Origin of the sequence: Chryseobacterium limigenitum (assembly GCF_900114875.1) — a bacterium.
Taxonomy (GTDB): Bacteria; Bacteroidota; Bacteroidia; order Flavobacteriales; family Weeksellaceae; genus Chryseobacterium; species Chryseobacterium limigenitum.
The window spans coordinates 22,481-40,467 of sequence record NZ_FPKW01000028.1 but is presented as its reverse complement, the minus strand read 5'-3'; the positions used below and the strand labels follow the sequence as shown (position 1 = coordinate 40,467).

Annotated in this window: 12 protein-coding genes and 1 rRNA gene; 10 read left to right on the top strand and 3 right to left on the bottom strand. The window is 35.2% G+C overall.

The features are described from left to right. Positions 1-96 precede the first annotated feature (96 nt). Positions 97-204 (top strand): 5S ribosomal RNA (gene rrf / locus BT156_RS20285). Positions 205-750: 546 nt separating this feature from the next. On the opposite strand, the gene BT156_RS20280 is transcribed toward rrf, so the two are convergent. Further along, positions 751-2,529, bottom strand: coding sequence for an AMP-dependent synthetase/ligase (locus tag BT156_RS20280; protein WP_072412750.1), 1,779 nt, complete (start codon positions 2,527-2,529; stop codon positions 751-753). A gap of 253 nt (positions 2,530-2,782) precedes the next feature. Here BT156_RS20280 and BT156_RS20275 point away from each other — a divergent pair, with 253 nt between their 5' ends. Continuing rightward, complete coding sequence (locus BT156_RS20275; protein ID WP_072412749.1) at positions 2,783-3,922, top strand: acyl-CoA dehydrogenase; 1,140 nt, start codon at positions 2,783-2,785, stop codon at positions 3,920-3,922. Between the two features lie 24 nt (positions 3,923-3,946). Then, positions 3,947-4,312: a hypothetical protein gene (locus BT156_RS20270; RefSeq protein WP_072412748.1), complete on the top strand. Its 366-nt coding sequence runs from the start codon at positions 3,947-3,949 to the stop codon at positions 4,310-4,312. Positions 4,313-4,521: 209 nt separating this feature from the next. On the opposite strand, the gene BT156_RS20265 is transcribed toward BT156_RS20270, so the two are convergent. Continuing rightward, complete coding sequence (locus BT156_RS20265) at positions 4,522-5,460, bottom strand: DUF4349 domain-containing protein (protein WP_072412747.1); 939 nt, start codon at positions 5,458-5,460, stop codon at positions 4,522-4,524. 229 nt (positions 5,461-5,689) lie between these two features. Continuing rightward, a complete protein-coding gene (locus BT156_RS20260; protein WP_072412753.1) occupies positions 5,690-7,285 on the bottom strand; it encodes a peptide chain release factor 3 in 1,596 nt (531 codons plus the stop codon). A gap of 442 nt (positions 7,286-7,727) precedes the next feature. On the opposite strand from BT156_RS20260, the gene BT156_RS20255 reads away from it, so the two are divergent. The 7 genes from BT156_RS20255 (at position 7,728) to BT156_RS20225 (ending at position 17,965) form a co-directional block, all read left to right on the top strand. After that, on the top strand, positions 7,728-8,558 hold the full coding sequence (locus BT156_RS20255; RefSeq protein WP_072412746.1) for a CPBP family intramembrane glutamic endopeptidase: 831 nt from the start codon (positions 7,728-7,730) through the stop codon (positions 8,556-8,558). A gap of 126 nt (positions 8,559-8,684) precedes the next feature. Further along, positions 8,685-9,260, top strand: a complete 576-nt coding sequence (gene rdgB, locus BT156_RS20250; protein ID WP_072412752.1) for an RdgB/HAM1 family non-canonical purine NTP pyrophosphatase — start codon at positions 8,685-8,687, stop codon at positions 9,258-9,260. 158 nt (positions 9,261-9,418) lie between these two features. After that, positions 9,419-10,333 (top strand): ribonuclease Z, encoded by a 915-nt coding sequence (locus tag BT156_RS20245; RefSeq protein WP_072412745.1) that lies wholly within the window; start codon positions 9,419-9,421, stop codon positions 10,331-10,333. A 7-nt stretch (positions 10,334-10,340) separates the two neighbouring features. Continuing rightward, positions 10,341-11,111 carry a TIGR02757 family protein gene (locus BT156_RS20240; RefSeq protein ID WP_072412751.1) on the top strand — a complete coding sequence of 257 codons (771 nt, stop codon included), beginning with the start codon at positions 10,341-10,343 and terminating at the stop codon, positions 11,109-11,111. A gap of 9 nt (positions 11,112-11,120) precedes the next feature. Further along, entirely contained in the window at positions 11,121-11,660 is a 540-nt protein-coding gene (locus BT156_RS20235; RefSeq protein WP_072412744.1) for a DUF1003 domain-containing protein, read from the top strand. A gap of 198 nt (positions 11,661-11,858) precedes the next feature. After that, entirely contained in the window at positions 11,859-14,231 is a 2,373-nt protein-coding gene (locus BT156_RS20230; protein WP_072412743.1) for a choice-of-anchor L domain-containing protein, read from the top strand. Positions 14,232-14,389: 158 nt separating this feature from the next. Further along, positions 14,390-17,965 carry a choice-of-anchor L domain-containing protein gene (locus BT156_RS20225; protein ID WP_072412742.1) on the top strand — a complete coding sequence of 1,192 codons (3,576 nt, stop codon included), beginning with the start codon at positions 14,390-14,392 and terminating at the stop codon, positions 17,963-17,965. Positions 17,966-17,987: the final 22 nt, after the last annotated feature.

Below are 17,987 nucleotides of genomic sequence, written 5' to 3'. Positions count from 1 at the left end.
TTTATCGATTAAAAATAGGTATCAGGAACCAGGTATCAGGATTTAGTGTAATACTAAGCCCTAACTCCTAAACCCTCGAACCTTATATAACGCCTTTAGGGTGGTTTTAGCGGTGGGGCTCACCTGTTCCCATTCCGAACACAGAAGTTAAGCCCACCAGCGCCGATGGTACTGCGAAAGCGGGAGAGTAGGTCGCCGCCAGTTTTTATTAAAAGTCTCATTCATTAATTTGAATGAGACTTTTTTTATGTCTATACAGGAAGAAATCAATCATCAATCATCATTGATAAATGATTTAGTATTTTTCATAGAAGCTAGAAGCGCACTGTTGCGTCATTGCGAGAAGCGAAGCAATCAAGCCTCCAACTCTTAAACCCTTTAACTCTCCCGCTCTCTTTGTCATCCCCGAAGGATCTAAACAATTTTTTTAATTTATTTAAAAATCTGCTTTCTCTGTTTAGATAAGTGACAGATTATTATCATCATTCTTAATCACCTATTATATTGTAAACTTGTATTCCTTGGATAAATTTACATCTTGGTTTAGCGTATGTAATTTTCATAATTAAATTATTCTTTGTCTAGCCTTGCAATAAAAAATAGATATTATTTGTAATAAGTAAAAAATGACTTAAGTTTTAGGTAAGGTAATCTCTTTAAAGCATTAATAATAGATACAAAACTCACACTGATTTTGTAAGAAAAAAGGAAATAAAAAAACCGTTTCAACTGAAGAAACGGTTTTAATTTTTAGTTATGATGCTCATACATTTTATTGTAAAGATCAATAAATTTTTCTTTTATTGCTTTTCTTTTTAACTTTAAAGTTGGAGTTAAAAGTCCTGCATCGATGCTCCAAACTTCGGGTGTCAGCTCAATCTTTTTGATCTTTTCCCAGTTTCCGAGATGTTCGTTGATTCCTTCGAGTTCTTTTTCTATTCTGGCTTTTAATTCGGGGCTTTTTGCAATTTCCTGAGGAGTCGAGCCAATACTTAAATTATTTCTCATTGCCCAGTTTTTTGCAAATTCAAAATCTGGCTGAACAAATGCACAAGGCATTTTTTCACCATCACCCACAACCATGATTTGCTCGATGAATTTTGAAGCTTTTGCTAAGTTTTCAATCGTTTGCGGTGCAATATATTTTCCGCCGGATGTTTTAAACATTTCCTTTTTACGGTCAGTGATCTGTAAAAATCCGTCACTGTCTATATGCCCAATGTCTCCGGTTTTAAAATATCCGTCTTCTGTGAACGCTTCTTTGGTCATTTCATCATTTTTAAAATAACCTTTAAAAATAGAAGGTCCTTTTACTGTAATTTCGCCATCCTCCTGAATTTTTACAGTCAGATTATCGAGAGGTAATCCAACAGTTCCTACTTTCATTTTATCAAAACTGTTGACAGAAATTACGGGAGAAGTTTCCGTTAAGCCATAACCTTCTAAAATGGAAATTCCCGCGTTTTGGAACATTAAATTCAATCTTGTAGACAAAGCAGCAGAACCTGAAACTAAAGTGATAATTTCGCCTCCTAAGCCTTCTCTCCATTTTTTAAATACCAATTTATCCGCAATGATTTCCTGTAATCCGGACGGTTTCGAAACTTCTTTCTTTTTCTGAATTAAATTTAACGCCCAGAAAAATATTTTTGATTTTAATCCTCCTGCGGAAGACCCAGTATTATAGATTTTATCGTAAACTTTTTCAACCAATCTAGGCACAACACTCATGTAGTGAGGTTTTATTTCTTTTACATTTTCGCCCATTTTATCAATGCTTTCGGCGAAATAAACAGAGAAACCATTATATTGGAAAAGATAAAAAAGCATCCTTTCAAAAATATGGCAGATCGGTAAGAAGCTTAACACTCGCGTATCTTTATAATCTAAGCTTTTTCTCTTCGGAATTCTCGGATTTGACCCCAATACATTGGAAACAATATTATGGTGAGTAAGCAATACTCCTTTTGGCCTTCCTGTGGTTCCGGATGTGTAAATTATCGTAGCAAGATCTTCGGAATTGATAGCATTAGACAAATCTTCAACCTCAATTTGGGTAGAATCATCTTCTCCGAGGTCTAAAATTTCTCTCCAATTGGCAGCACCGCTTATATTGTCAAACGTAAAAACACCCTGTAAGGAAGAAATATTATGTTTTACCTTCATTACCTTACCCAAAAGATCCTTATCGGAAACAAAACAGTACTTTATTTCAGCATTATTGAAAATAAATTCATAGTCTTCCGGGGAAATACTGGGGTAAACAGGGACAGAAACAACTCCAATCTGGGAAAGTCCGAGATCCATAATTGCCCATTCTGTCCGGGAATTTGTGGTGATTAAAGCGATTTTATCTCCGGGTTTTATGCCCAGTTTTAAAAGTCCTCTTGATATCTTATTTCCTTCATTGATAAACTCTTGGGTAGAAGTTTTTTTCCATTCGCCATGATATTTCGTCACAAACATATCAGCCTTAGGATATTTTTCTAAAGCATAGTGAGGTATATCGAATAATCTTTTGATCGTCATGATTTTCTATAAATTTTATAAAGAATTCTAAATATAAGCATTTTTTTTAATTTCAGAAATTAGAAACAAGAAGTTAGAAATTAATAAAATGTATGGCATAATATTGAATAATTCATACTAAAACTTTAGGTTCTTAAAATTTAAAAATCATTATAATGTGACAAACCTCTAATTACTAGATTCTAATTTGCAATTCTATTTTCAGGTTTGGTTAAAAAGTGTAAATTTACGACCATCTAATTATTAAATTTTTATGGACTTTAATTTATCAGAAGAACAGCTGATGATTCAGCAGGCTGCAAGAGATTTTGCACAAACAGAGCTTTTACCTGAAGTTATCGAGAGAGACAGAGATCAGAAGTTTCCTACGGAGCAGGTGAAGAAAATGGGAGAAATGGGACTTTTAGGAATGATGGTAGACCCAAAATACGGGGGAGCAGGTATGGATAGCGTTTCTTACGTTTTGGCAATGGAGGAGATCGCAAAAATCGATGCTTCTGCGGCTGTTGTTATGTCTGTAAACAATTCATTAGTTTGTGCGGGTCTTGAAAAATTCGCGTCTGAAGAACAAAAAGTAAAATATCTTACACCTTTGGCTAGCGGTCAGGTGATCGGAGCTTTTGCTTTATCTGAGCCTGAAGCAGGTTCTGATGCCACTTCTCAAAAAACGACTGCAGAAGACAAAGGAGATTATTATCTTTTAAATGGTATTAAAAACTGGATCACAAACGGTGGAACTGCATCTTACTATGTTGTAATTGCACAGACGGATCCTGAGAAAAAGCATAAAGGTATCAACGCGTTTATCGTAGAAAGAGGTTGGGAAGGTTTTGAGATCGGACCAAAAGAAGACAAATTAGGAATCAGAGGAAGTGATACGCATTCTTTGATCTTTAATAACGTAAAAGTACCGAAAGAGAACAGAATCGGGGAAGATGGTTTTGGATTCAATTTTGCAATGGCTGTATTAAACGGAGGTAGAATTGGTATTGCTTCTCAGGCTTTAGGAATTGCTTCAGGAGCTTACGAATTGGCTCTAAAGTATGCTAAAACAAGAAAAGCTTTCAAAACTGAAATTATCAACCACCAGGCGATTGCTTTCAAATTGGCTGATATGGCGACTCAGATCACGGCTGCAAGAATGCTTTGCTACAAAGCTGCTGTTGATAAAGACGCTGGAAAAGATATTTCTGAAATTGGAGCTATGGCAAAACTTTATTCTTCTCAGGTGGCAATGGATACGACTATTGAAGCAGTGCAAATTCACGGTGGATATGGTTACGTAAAAGAATATCATGTTGAAAGAATGATGCGTGATGCGAAGATCACTCAGATCTATGAAGGAACTTCAGAAATCCAGAAAATTGTGATTTCGAGAAGTATTGCAAAATAAAACTTTTTAAAACACTATATTACTATGAAAAAATCTTTGTGGATCACCATCGGAGTAGTTTTACTACTTTTAGGAGTATTTGTCTGGTATAAATATTTCTTTGTTTTTGGGGAAGGTGTAAAATCTGGTTATCTGAATTATGCCATCAAAAAAGGGTATGTTTTCAAAACCTATGAAGGCAAATTGATTCAGGAAGGTTTCGGAAGGGGTAAAACCGGAAGTATTACAAGTTATGAGTTTGAGTTTTCTGTTTCGGATCCCGAAGTTTTTAAGCAATTGGAGCTGAATAGCGGAAAATCTTTCGATCTTCATTACAAAGAGTACAATGGCGCTCTGCCATGGAGAGGAAATACAACGTATGTCGTAGATAAAATAGTGAATATGAAATAGTAAAAGGCTCTCAATTTAATTTGGGAGCCTTTTTACTTCACGAATCACATCACTTTAATATAATATTTTTAGCATTTCATTCCGGGGAACAAAAATATTTATCTAAAACCGATATTAATAAAGGTAGAAATAAATAGTATGTATTACGTAATATTTTCATTAAAATATTATTAAAATAAAAATCCATCGCGAGGATGGATTGTAGTAATTTATTTAGAATCGTTATTTGGGAGATTTTTGTTTTTCTTTTTATAGAAATAATATCCAATTCCTGCGATCAAAAACATAGGCCATAAAGGAAGAATGAATAGGAAAATAGACGTGATGACATTCCAGCCTGAAGAGATTGCTGCTAAAGATTTTCCGCCGAAAGTGTCCGTATCTTCACCTTTAATATAAGCGTCTTCGGTTCCATAAAGAGTGATATCTAATTCGCACATCGTATTTTGAGCAAAATCCTGCCCTGAAACTTCAATTGTTTTATTTTCAACTTTTCCGATGTTGTTGTTACTTAATTCATCCATCAAATATTCAAACTTTTGAATCGGAACTTTTACTTTGATGTAAGCCGTTTTATTTTCGTTGTTATTTAATGAAATGTTTTCACTTCTTATAAAACCATCATATTTTTTTACTTCTTCTTTTACGATTTCTTTTGCAGTTTCTGCATCATTTACGGTAAGCTCCAAAGTTCCTGTTTTTACCATTTTGTTTTTAGGGACATTCAGTTCATAATTTTCATTTTTTGGTTTGTCTTTGTATATAATTTTCGTTTCCTTGATTACTTTTGGAGCGGGAACATTGACTACAATTTTTTCTGATTTTTTATTTAAGGAATCTTTCTTTTCGATTTTTGATTCCAATTTTGTGGAAGTAATTTTATCTGATAATGAGTCTACGATTTTTGAAGTAGCTTCAATTTTTTCTTTTACTCCGTTTTTGGTGTCTTCAAATTCTTTTATTTTAACATTGGCAGAATCTAAAACCGCGTTCGCCGAATTATTAACAGAATTAATAGTTTCAGACGCAACCGTTGCCGCACTATCGGCAGTATTTACAGCTTTTTCAAATTGAGATTGTGCAGCTTCGCCTTTTTTACACATAATGAAAGTGCTTGAAACAGCAACCAGTAAAATGAACTTTTTCATAACATTAATTTTTTTGATGAAGTAAAATTAACGGTGAAGTTCTTGTAGCGTTTGTAAAAGGAATGTATTATGTTGGTAAATTTGTAAGTTTTTATAAATCAGTAATTTATTTTTATTTTACAAAAGTTTTACAAATGTTTTTTTTTATTAAAAAGAATTAACCCTTCATAAGAAACAAAAAATCCGTGAAAAACTTTCACGGATTATATATTTTATATTTAATGACTGATTAATCTTGCTTAAATTCACTAATAAAATGCAGTTTCACATTTGGGAATTTTTCCTGCGTCATGTGAATGGTGAAAGATGAATCTGCCAAAAATACCAATTGATTGTATTTGTCTCTCGCCAGGAATCTTTGTTTTAATCTTGCAAATTCTTTGAATTCATCAGATTTTTCATCTGCTTCAACCCAACACGCTTTATGCATGGAAAGTGGTTCGTAAGTACATTTTGCACCATACTCATGCTCCAGACGATATTGAATAACTTCATATTGAAGCGCTCCAACTGTTCCGATGATTTTTCTGTTATTCATTTCAAGCGTAAATAGCTGGGCAACACCTTCATCCATTAACTGGTCGATACCTTTAGCCAATTGCTTCGCTTTTAACGGATCACTATTATTAATATATCTGAAATGTTCCGGGGAGAAGTTTGGAATTCCTTTAAAGCTTAATTTTTCGCCGCCCGTTAAAGTATCTCCGATTCTGAAACTTCCGGTATCATGAAGGCCAACAATATCTCCAGGGAAACTTTCGTCCACAACTTCTTTTTTATCGGCAAAAAAGGCGTTTGGTGAAGAAAACTTCATCTTTTTATTCTCTCTTACCAATAAATAATTTTCGTTTCTTTTAAAAACTCCTGAAACAATTTTCACGAAAGCCAAACGGTCTCTGTGCTTTGGATCCATATTTGCGTGAATCTTGAAAACAAATCCTGTGAACGTATTTTCTTCAGGTTTTACGATACGGGTATCGCTTTCTTTTGGCTGTGGCATTGGTGCAATTTCAATGAAAGCATCCAATAGTTCACGAACTCCAAAATTATTTAAAGCTGAACCAAAGAAAACAGGCTGAAGATCACCGCTCATGTATTCATCACGGCTGAATTCAGGATAAACAGATTGTATCAGATCAAGTTCTTCACGTAAATTTTGTGCTGCTTTTTCACCTATAATTTCATCAATTGTTGGATCATTGATGTCATCAAATTTGATAGCCTCACCAACTCTCTGCTTTTTCTCTTCTAAGAATAATTGAATATTGTTTTCCCAGATATTATAAATTCCCTGAAAATCAGCTCCCATCCCGATCGGAACAGAAAGTGGAACAACTCTTAATCCTAATTTTTGCTCAACCTCATCCAAAAGATCAAAGGCATCTTTACCTTCACGGTCTAATTTATTAATGAAAACCAACATCGGAATGTTTCTCATTCTACAAACCTGAACCAATTTTTCAGTTTGTTCCTCAACTCCTTTTGCAACGTCAATTACAACGATTACAGAGTCAACGGCAGTTAACGTTCTGTAAGTGTCTTCTGCGAAATCTTTGTGACCGGGTGTATCAAGAATATTGATTTTGTGACCTTTATATTCAAAAGCCAATACGGAAGTCGCTACAGAGATCCCTCTCTGTCTTTCAATTTCCATAAAGTCGGAGGTAGCTCCTTTTTTTATTTTGTTGGATTTTACCGCACCAGCTTCCTGAATTGCACCCCCGAAAAGCAGTAACTTTTCTGTAAGAGTGGTTTTTCCGGCATCGGGGTGAGAGATAATCCCGAAAGTTTTTCTTTTTTCTATTTCTTTGATTAAGTCTGACATATCGTATTTTGAAGTTGCAAAAATCGTGATTTTTAATGGAATTTGAAAATCTGTTTTTAAAGCATATTGAAATTTAATGCAAATAGAATATTTTAAACTGATTATTTTAATCAAAAAGATTACACCAATCCGGCAACAACCAAACTAAAACCTAAACTTTTACTAATAAAAATCGGAAGAACAGACAGAGACAACCCTATAATAAAATATTCTATGAACGTAAAAGATAGATAACTAATCAAGGATAAATTAACATTCTCTGACCGATTTACTAAACTATCAATGTTGAAAAAAATGAAGGACAAAGTTAATTCATAAAAACAGCTTATCAGACTAATCGCACTATTAAAAAGGTAATATTTGTCATTCAAAATCTCAATAAACATTTACCATTCCATAAAATCAGCTATCTTTGTTTCTATAAAATTTTTAGTTAAAAAGCATGGAAAACAGCAAATATCCAAAGTTTACGTTCACATGGTTCGGAGGAGTTGTTTTATTGGGTGGATTATTCGCCGGAACAATGTTGATTTCCTTTTTCAATGTTTTCTGGATGTTTACCTTTAAAGAAAATCTACAGTATAAAGATTGGTTCTTTATGGCTTCCAATGCGATTGGTTTCCTTACTGCAATTGCTTTTTTTGATTTTTTCATTGTAAGACCAACAACGAAAAAGAAGCTTAATTTCAACTTTTCACCTACCAATTTTTATACTTATTTATTGATTTTTCCATTAATGATTGGGATGATGTTTATCGCAGAATTTATTGCAGCTCAAATTCCAACAACAGGCCCTTTCTTTGGAAAATATTATGAATTTTTCTCTGAGTTAATGAATCAATTAACGGATGATCCTGTTGTAATGATTATCACAGCCGTTATTATGGCGCCGATCTTTGAAGAAATTATTTTCCGTGGAATTATTCAAAAAGGTTTGATGAATAAAGGGGTAGAACCCTGGAAAGCCATTTTGCTTTCTTCCATTATTTTTGGAATAGTTCATGCGAATCCGTGGCAGTTTGTAGGTGCGGTTTTATTAGGATGCGTGCTTGGCTTGGTGTATTATAAAACTAAATCTTTACTGTTGCCAATGTTGTTGCATGGCTTTAATAATTTATGCTCATCATTATTAATTACTTACACCAAAAATGAAAGTTTTGCAGAAGCTTTTAAAGTTTCTGAATGGATCATATTAGCCATCGGAATTGTACTTTTTTCTTTATTTTACTATTTATTCATGAAGAAATATAAAGTGCATTATTCTGAAATTTAGATCTAAACACAAGTAACACTAATTTTTAAGCACAAATTTCACAAATGAGATTCGTGTTATTCGTGAAAATTATTCGTTCCTTTTGTGTTTAAACAAAAAAATAGAATTTAAAAAATGAAATTGAATATGGAATTACTGGTAGCCACCCACAACGAACATAAAAAAGAAGAAATTCAGCAGATATTAGGAAGCGAATTTGTCGTAAAAAGCCTGACTGATTATAATATTCACGAAGAAATTGTAGAAGACGGAGATTCTTTCAATGCCAACGCTTTAATTAAAGCCAAGTACTGCTTCGAAAAAACGGGGATTCCAAGTTTGGGAGACGACAGTGGTTTGGTGGTAGAATCTTTAGACGGAAGACCGGGAATTTTCTCAGCACGTTATGCAGGAGATCACGATTTTGCTAAAAATATTGAAAAGGTATTGAGCGAAATGGAAGGGGTTGAAAACAGAAAAGCTTATTTCATCACAGTTTTGTGTTATTATGATGAAAATGGTGCAAAATACTTTGACGGCCGAGTTTACGGAAATTTACTGACAGAGAATAAAGGTTTCAAAGGCTTCGGATATGATCCGATTTTCGTTCCTGAAGGCTACAACAGAACTTTCGCAGAAATGAATCCGGAAGATAAAAACAAGATCAGTCACCGTAAACAGGCACTTGATCTGTTCTTGGATTTTTTGAAAGTGACGGATTAATTTTTTAACCAAAAAAGTTTTACAGTAAGTTTGTCATTCTGACGAAGGAAGAATCTCTACATATTAAATAGATTCTTCATTTCACTTTGTTACATTCAGAATGACAGCGGCTAAGTTAAAAATCTGTCGTACATTTGTCAGCATAATAAACTATTGTTTTGAGTACTTATTTAACGATATTAGGCTTTAATTCAGCGATTCCCACAGTGAATACATCACCCACATCTCAGCTTTTAGAAATGGAAGAAAGATGCTTCCTGATAGATTGTGGTGAGGGTACGCAGGTACAATTAAGGAAAGCAAAAGCGAGATTTTCAAAGATCAATCATATTTTTATTTCGCATCTTCACGGGGATCATTGTTTTGGTCTTCCAGGGCTTATTGCGTCTTTCAGGTTGTTAGGACGTGACACTCCTTTGCATGTTTATGGTCCGAAAGGGATTAAAAAGATGCTTGATACGATCTTTACTATTACCGAAACACACCGAGGATTTGAGGTTGTTTATCATGAATTAGATAAAGATTATTCAGAAAAGATTTATGAAGATGCTAGGGTAGAGGTTTATACAATTCCTTTAGATCACAGAATTTACTGTAATGGTTATCTTTTTAAAGAAAAACCTAAAGACAGGCATCTCAATATGAAGGAAATTGCAAAATACAACGAAATAGAAACATGTGACTACCATAACATAAAAGCAGGAAAAGATGTTGTATTGAGTGATGGTTATGTTCTTAAAAACGAACTATTGACGATTGATCCTTCTCCTTGTGTATCTTATGCATTCTGCAGCGATACAAGATATCTTGAAAGTGTGATTCCGATCATTAAAAATGTAACGGTTTTGTATCATGAATCTACATTTTTGCATGATTTAAAAGAAATGGCCGATTATACAGGACATTCAACCGCTTTGGAAGCGGCAACAATTGCTCAGAAAGCAGAAGTTGGAAAGCTTATTTTAGGACATTTTTCTAACAGATATGCAGATTTAACGGTTTTCACAGATGAAGCGAGAACTATTTTCACCAATACATTTTTACCAAAAGCTTTAGAAATTGTAAAAATTTAAAATGGAAATGTTGAATTTTGAAGAGCTAAAAAGCTTTTTAGACGAAAAAGCCGACCAATACAATAATCCAGACTTTATTGAAAATGATCCGATACAGATTCCGCACCGTTTTTCTTTGAAACAGGATATTGAAATCACAGGTTTTTTATCGGCTACAATTTCCTGGGGAAACAGAAAGGCGATCATTAAATCAGCGGAAAAAATGCTCGATATTATGGGGAATTCTCCTTATGATTTTGTTATGAATTATTCTGAAAAAGACTTAGAATCTATTCAGGATAAAAGTATTCACAGAACTTTTAACGGACAGGATTTTACTTATTTTATCAAGCAATTCAACAGAATTTATAATGAAAATAAGAGTCTGGAAGATTTATTTTTAATTAAAAATTCCGAAACCAATTTTTCTCATGCCATTGAAAGATTCAGGACACAATTCCTTGGAATTGAAAAGCACAGAACGCACAAACACGTAAGTTCGCCTTATAAAAACTCTTCCACCAAAAGGATCATCATGTTTTTACGTTGGATGGTTCGTCAGGACAAACGTGGCGTAGATTTTGGCATTTGGAAGAATATTGATCAAAAATATTTGTCAATTCCTTTGGATGTTCATACCGGAAATATTTCCAGAAAATTAGGATTGATCTCAAGAACCCAAAACGATTGGAAAACTGTTGAAGAACTAGATCTTATCATCAGAAAGTTTGATGAAAAAGATCCCGCAAAATATGATTTTGCATTGTTTGGATTAGGCGTAACGAAAGAATTATTATAAAATATAAAGATGGAAGCACAAAATGAAAGAAAAGAGAAGATAGAAGTTTTAGAAAAAATCGCCAATGGAATTACCTGGTGGATTGGTTCTATACCTTCACTTATCGTCCACACTTTGTTTTTTATGACTTCGTTTCTTCTTCCTGCCCTGAAAATTGTTGAATTTGATAAAATGCTTCTAATTCTTACAACAGTAGTTTCTTTGGAGGCAATTTATCTGGCAATTTTTATCCAGATGTCAGTAAATAAGAGTCACGAAAAAATTGAAGAAATCAGCGAGGATATTGAAGATATCCAAGAAGATATTGAGGAAATCAGTGAAGATATTGAAGAGATTAGTGAGGATATCGAAGAAATTAATGAAGATATTGAGGATATTCAGGAAGATATCGAGGAGATCAATGAAGATGAGGAAGATGAAGATCACAACGAACGCGCTAAGAACGTTATGCTTAAAAGTCATGTAAATTCTAATAAAAATGAAATAAAAGCTTTGAAAGATCAAATTTCAGAGCTTCAAAATATGATTGATCAGCTTAAAAAAGGTTGATGTTTTTTGAAAATTGAAAGAATTTTTTTAGCTAAATTTATAAAAACGACTAATTTTTATTAGTCGTTTTTTTGTTGTTTATAATAAAATTTGAATCGAAATTAATATTTGATGGTAAGTTAATTATTATTGTTAATAATTCAACCCAGATGGAGATTTAATCAAAAAAAATAGTATTTTTGAACAAACAACAACAAAATGTTAAATTATAGACTGAAAAACTACTTTTTATTATTGGTATTGTTATTAGTTTCTGCTTCTGGATTTTCTCAGAACGTACAGAAAACAAGACCTCCTGCAAAGAAAAAATTTCCTGTTGGTGCTAAAGCCGGAACATTCATTGATGTAAACGTTGCGCCTTATCCGGAAAGTAATTATACCGCTACACAATTGGTTACCGAAGTATTGGTGGGGAATAACGCAGGTTGTTCTGTCCCGAATATTTCAAATGTTACGGTTAGCCCTAGTCAGCCGGTCACCAATAACAATAGGTTTTGGGGGTATTTTAATAAAGGCACCTCAAATTTTCCTTTTCAGAAGGGAATCGTTTTAACAACAGGTTTTGCCAGAAAAGCCGGAAATGTTTTGGAAAGCAATATTTTAAGTGACGGAAACACTGGAGGAAGTGATGCCGATCTTATTGCAGCTACAGGTGTAACAACAACAATCTCCAATGCTGCTGTTTTAGAATTTGACTTTGTTCCATCCAGTGCTCAAATGAAATTTAATTACATTTTTGCTTCTGAAGAATATACGGGCAGCTTTCCTTGTCCGCCATTTCAGTATGATGATGCTTTTGCTTTATTGCTAAAACCTAATACGCCAGGTTCTACATATACAAATTTAGCGGTTTTACCGGCGGGTGCCGGGCCAGTATCTGTTCCAAATATTCTTCCTGCAAGTTTTTCTTGCGGGCCGGTTAATGGACAATATTTTGGATCTTTATTTCCCAACGCTACCAACTACAATGGTATTACGGCAAAGCTTACAGCGGAAGCGACTGTGATTCCGGGACAATCTTACCACATAAAAATGGTCGTTGCTGATGCCAGAGACAGTAGCTATGGTTCTGCTGTGTTTCTTGAAGGTGGATCTTTTGATATAGGTATTAAACTTGTTGACAGTGCCGGAGCTACATTACCTGCATCTTTAAACGTATGTGATAACGTTCCTCAGACTTTAGTGGCTCAGGTTTCAGGAATTACGGGAGCTACTTATCAATGGTATTATAATAATGGTACAACTACAATAGCAATACCGGGAGCAACGACTGCAACCTATGTTGCAACTGCACCGGGTATTTATACTATTAAGGTTGTTGTTCCGGGAAATACCTGTCCGGCAGAAGCAAGCATAACTATCGTTGGTGGTACAACTCCGGTAGCACAAAATGCTACATTAAAGCTTTGCTCAACTCCTACAAACAGTACATTTGATTTAAATACAGCTAAACCGTTAATAAGTACAACTCAAGGTGCTGTATTTCGTTTTTATCCAACTCAGGCTGGGGCACAGGCTCAAGACACTACAAATATTCCTACTGCTAATTTGGCGAGTTATAACGGGACAGATGGACAGGTTTTATACGTTCTTGTTTCCAATGGCGCATTTTGTAGCAAGATTGTTACTTTAACTTTAAGAAAAGAAACTACTCCGACGGCAGTACTTGGCGCTTCAAGGGTGAAAATCTGTAATGGAGAATCTGTTACATTAACAGCCTCAGGAGGAGTAACATACCAATGGAGCGGTATGTCAGGTACGGGTGCAGTACAAACTGTAAGCCCAAGTCAGACAACTACATATTCTGTATATGCAATAGGAGCACAGGGATGTAAATCGCTTCAGCCTGCTACCATAACAGTAGAAGTGGTTCCAGCTATTACGTCTAGTCTTAAAGGAGGAATTATCTGTATAGGTGATAAAATTACTTTAGACGCCGGAGTAGGCCCTAATTACAGCTATATTTGGAGTAATGCAGCAACTACACAGACAATTTCAGTAGGTACGCCAGGTATTTATACTGTGACGATCACGAATGGTGTGTGTACTAAAATATTTACTGCAGAAGTAATTCAGGCTACAGTTCCTGAAATCAAAAATATTAATTACAATGATAACGGAACAATGATCATTACAGCAACAGCTACAAATGGTCAGATGGAATATTCTGTGGATAACGGAATCACTTGGCAGGATTCTAATATGTTTACGAATGTTCCTAAAAATTCGTTAATTTCTATCAGAGTAAGAGTGAAGAAAACAAGTTGTGAGACATTTATAGAATATTTCACATTTGTAATGCAAAACGTAATTACACCAAACGGAGATAATCTTAATGATAAAATTGATTTCCGTGGAGTAAGCAGCTACAAAGATTTCAAAGCAAGTGTCTTCGATCGTTACGGACGTGAAGTATATAAAGCTGAAAAAATAAGACCATACTGGGACGGTTACTTCCAGGGTAAACGTTTGCCAACTGCATCTTATTGGTATCAGGTTACTTTTGAAGATCCTGCAAGCAAGCAACTGACTGTAAAAACAGGCTGGATTCTCTTGAAAAATATTGAATAATACATAAAACATAAAAAAAGACTAACAATGCGTTAGTCTTTTTTATTAAAGCGAAATTTATATTTGGTAATGAATAAAATTGTATTCATAGTAATGTAAATTATTCAGAATTGAATTTCAATCAAAAAAAATAGTATTTTTGTTTAAAATAATATAAAATGTTAAATTGGAGGACAAGAAGTTTATTTTTTGCTTTACTTTTAATACTTATTGGCAATTCCGCTTTCTCTCAGAATAAAAGAATAGAAAAAGCGAAAAATCCTACATCGGTATCAATGAAGGCAGGAGCATTTATAGATATAAATGCTGCAGGATATCCTGAGACAAACTTTAGTGTTGAGCAGCTTGTAAAAGATGTTTTAATAGCAGGAGGATCGACGTGTTCTACAGCAAATGTTAGTAATGTCGTAGTTTCTCCAAACTTATCAGTCAGTGACCTAAACAGAAGCTGGGGATATTTTAACAAAGGCACAACCAATTTTCCATTTGCAAAAGGGATTGTTCTTACAACAGGTTATGCGAGAAGAGCCGGAAATGATTTTCAGGGAACATTAAGTGACCATCTGACAACTGGAGGAGATGTAGATCTCGCCAATGCCTTAGGAGTACCAAATTCACAATTGAACGATGCTACTTTTATTGAATTTGATTTTGTTCCGACTTCTACCGAAGTTAAATTTAGATACATTTTTGCTTCAAAAGAATATTTTGACAATTTTACATGTAATATTTCTGATGGTTTTGCTTTATTATTAAAAAAATCAACCGATCCTACTTATACCAACCTTGCACTTCTTCCCAACGGAACTCCTGTAAGTGTTACGAATATTATTCCGTCAAGCTTACCTTGCGGACCAAAGAATGAAGCGTATTTTGGAGGTTTAAATAATCCTCAGATACAAACCAACTTTAATGGGCGTACAGTTCCGTTAACTGCTACTGCAACGGTAATTCCGGGGCAGACGTATCATTTTAAAATGGTATTGGCAGATTATCAGGATAGAAATTTTGATTCAGGGGTTTTCTTGGAAGCCGGATCTTTTGATATTGGAGTTAAAATTTTAGATCCTGCGGGCGTTGCGCTTCCCGGATCTATCAATGTTTGTGATAACACACCAACGGTTCTTACGGCATCTGCAAATATTCCGGGGGCTACTTATGTGTGGTTATTAGGAACCACACCTATTCCTGGAGCTACATCTATAAGTTATACGGCAACTCAGCCGGGAATATACACCGTTCAGGTTTTTATACCAGGCAATTCATGTCCGGGAACAGCCAGTGTAACAATTGTTGGAGGAACATCTCCAACAGTGCAGAATGCAACATTAACGGCATGTTATGAGCCGGGAAATGCAATATTTAATTTAACCTCAGCTCAAGCATCAATAAGTACAACACCGGGAGCTACATTTGCTTATTATACAACGTTGGCTGATGCCAATGCCGGAAATGCAAACACAATTCCTACTCCCACAGCTTATCCAAGTGCCGGAGGTACAGTATATGTTCAGGTGAAAACAGGTTTTTGCGCAAAAGTGGCTGAATTACAGTTGGTAAAGGCAGCTCAAATGACGGCAACAATTGCACCTCCAACAGTTTTAACTTGTACAAATTCACAAATTACATTAAACGCTTCTACATCAGTATATCCTACAGGTTCTACATTCAACTGGACAACAGTTGGCGGAAATATTGTCTCTGGCGGAAATACATTAACACCAGTTATTAACACCGCGGGAACGTATACTTTAACGATTACAAAAAATTACCAGCCCGGAAATCTTGATTGTACAGCTACGGCAACGGTAACTGTAACAGGGGACAGCGCGCCACCTGCAACGGGATTAACTGCCACTAAAATTTTGATCTGCGCCGGAGAATCTGTTACTTTAACAGCTACAGGAGGAGCTACATACAACTGGCAAGGCGGTTTACCGGGTACCGGGAATACGCAAATTGTAACGCCTGCTACAACAACAACCTATACAGTAACTGCTGTTGGTGCCAATGGTTGTGTATCTCAAAATCCGGCTACAATTACGGTTGTGGTCTCTCAGCCGATCACTGTGCAAAATGCATTATTACTAAAATGTTACCAACCGGGAAATATTATTTATGATCTAACATCAGCGCAACCACAAATAACGTCTGCCGGTACAGCAACTTTTGCTTATTATTTGCTTCAAGCAGATGCTAATGCAGGAAATACGAATACAATTCCTACTCCTACAGCATATCCAAGTGCTGCAAACCAGACAATTTATGTGTTGGTTAAAAATGGAGGGTGTAGCTATGTTGTGACATTGCAATTAGTAAGGACTGCAGAAACAACATTAACAATAGCTACTCCGCAAACAATAACGTGTACGACGAATCAGGTTACGATAAATGCCGGAGCATCTGTAATTCCCGCGGGTTCTACCATTACGTGGACAACAGCAGGTGGAAATATCGTTTCCGGAGCTAATACTTTGACACCTGCAGTAAATGCAGGAGGGACTTATACTTTAACAGTTTCAAATGTAACGCAACCCGGAAACTTAACATGTACATATACAGCGACAGTTACCGTGATTGAAAATAAAACAATTCCGGTGGCAGGTTTAACATCATCAGTTGCTCAGATTTGTGTTGGAGAATCCGTTACTTTAACAGCTACGGGTGGAGCTACTTATAATTGGGGAACCCTTCCGGGTAGTGGAAATACTCAGGTTGTTTCGCCTACGACGACGACTGTATATACCGTTTTTGCGATAGGAGCAAACGGATGTATCTCTGCAACTCCTGCAACGGTTACAGTTATAGTTGGTCCTCCAACAGCGGGGATTTCAGCTAATAAAACAAAGATATGTGCCGGAGAATCTGTTACTTTAACAGCTACAGGAGGTATTACTTATAACTGGGTCGGATTGACCGGAAACGGAAATACTCAGGTTGTTTCTCCTACAGTTACCACTACATATTCTGTATTTGCATTAGGAGGAAACGGATGTAGCTCTGTAAATCCTGCAACAATTAAAATTGAGGTTGTTCCGGCGATTGTCTCTACATTGCAAGATGTATTTGTCTGTGTCGGAGATACAGGTATTTTAGATGCCGGAGCTGGTCCTAACTATACTTACTTATGGAGTAATGGTGCTACTACACAGACGATATCTACAAATGTTGTGGGAACTTATTCAGTTACAATAAGTAATGGAGTTTGTTCTAAAGTTTTTACAGCACAATTGTTAAACCCGGTATTGCCTCAGTTTACGAATGTGACTTTTGAAAATCATGTTCTTACTCTTACCTCTAGCAATCCTACGGGAGGAGTTTTAGAATTTTCTATTGATGGAGGGGTAACATGGCAGAATTCTAATATATTCTATAATGTTTTAAATAACAGCAATTATACCTTGATGGTTAGAGTTAAGGATGCGAAATGTAGCACTACATTAGAATATTATACATTTGTTATCAGCAATGTAATTACACCAAATTCGGATGGTAAGAATGACTTTATAGATTTCTCAGGAATCAGTAAATATAATAATTTTGCAGCTTCTGTTTTCAACAGATACGGTCAGGAGTTGTTTAAAGCGACTAAGTCTGATGCTATTTGGAGAGGAACAATCAAGGATCTTAATGTACCTACCGCTACTTATTGGTATAGGGTTCAGTGGGATAATCCTGCAAGTAAAAAGCTTGAACTAAGAACAGGCTGGATCTTATTAAAAAATAGAAATTAGCAATAAAATCAAAATAAAAATA

Coding starts and splice junctions, on each gene's coding strand:
- BT156_RS20280 (WP_072412750.1), bottom strand. CDS start 2,529: ATGACGATCAAAAGATTATTCGATATACCTCACTATGCTTTAGAAAAA.
- BT156_RS20275 (WP_072412749.1), top strand. CDS start 2,783: ATGGACTTTAATTTATCAGAAGAACAGCTGATGATTCAGCAGGCTGCA.
- BT156_RS20270 (WP_072412748.1), top strand. CDS start 3,947: ATGAAAAAATCTTTGTGGATCACCATCGGAGTAGTTTTACTACTTTTA.
- BT156_RS20265 (WP_072412747.1), bottom strand. CDS start 5,460: ATGAAAAAGTTCATTTTACTGGTTGCTGTTTCAAGCACTTTCATTATG.
- BT156_RS20260 (WP_072412753.1), bottom strand. CDS start 7,285: ATGTCAGACTTAATCAAAGAAATAGAAAAAAGAAAAACTTTCGGGATT.
- BT156_RS20255 (WP_072412746.1), top strand. CDS start 7,728: ATGGAAAACAGCAAATATCCAAAGTTTACGTTCACATGGTTCGGAGGA.
- rdgB (WP_072412752.1), top strand. CDS start 8,685: ATGGAATTACTGGTAGCCACCCACAACGAACATAAAAAAGAAGAAATT.
- BT156_RS20240 (WP_072412751.1), top strand. CDS start 10,341: ATGTTGAATTTTGAAGAGCTAAAAAGCTTTTTAGACGAAAAAGCCGAC.
- BT156_RS20235 (WP_072412744.1), top strand. CDS start 11,121: ATGGAAGCACAAAATGAAAGAAAAGAGAAGATAGAAGTTTTAGAAAAA.
- BT156_RS20230 (WP_072412743.1), top strand. CDS start 11,859: ATGTTAAATTATAGACTGAAAAACTACTTTTTATTATTGGTATTGTTA.
- BT156_RS20225 (WP_072412742.1), top strand. CDS start 14,390: ATGTTAAATTGGAGGACAAGAAGTTTATTTTTTGCTTTACTTTTAATA.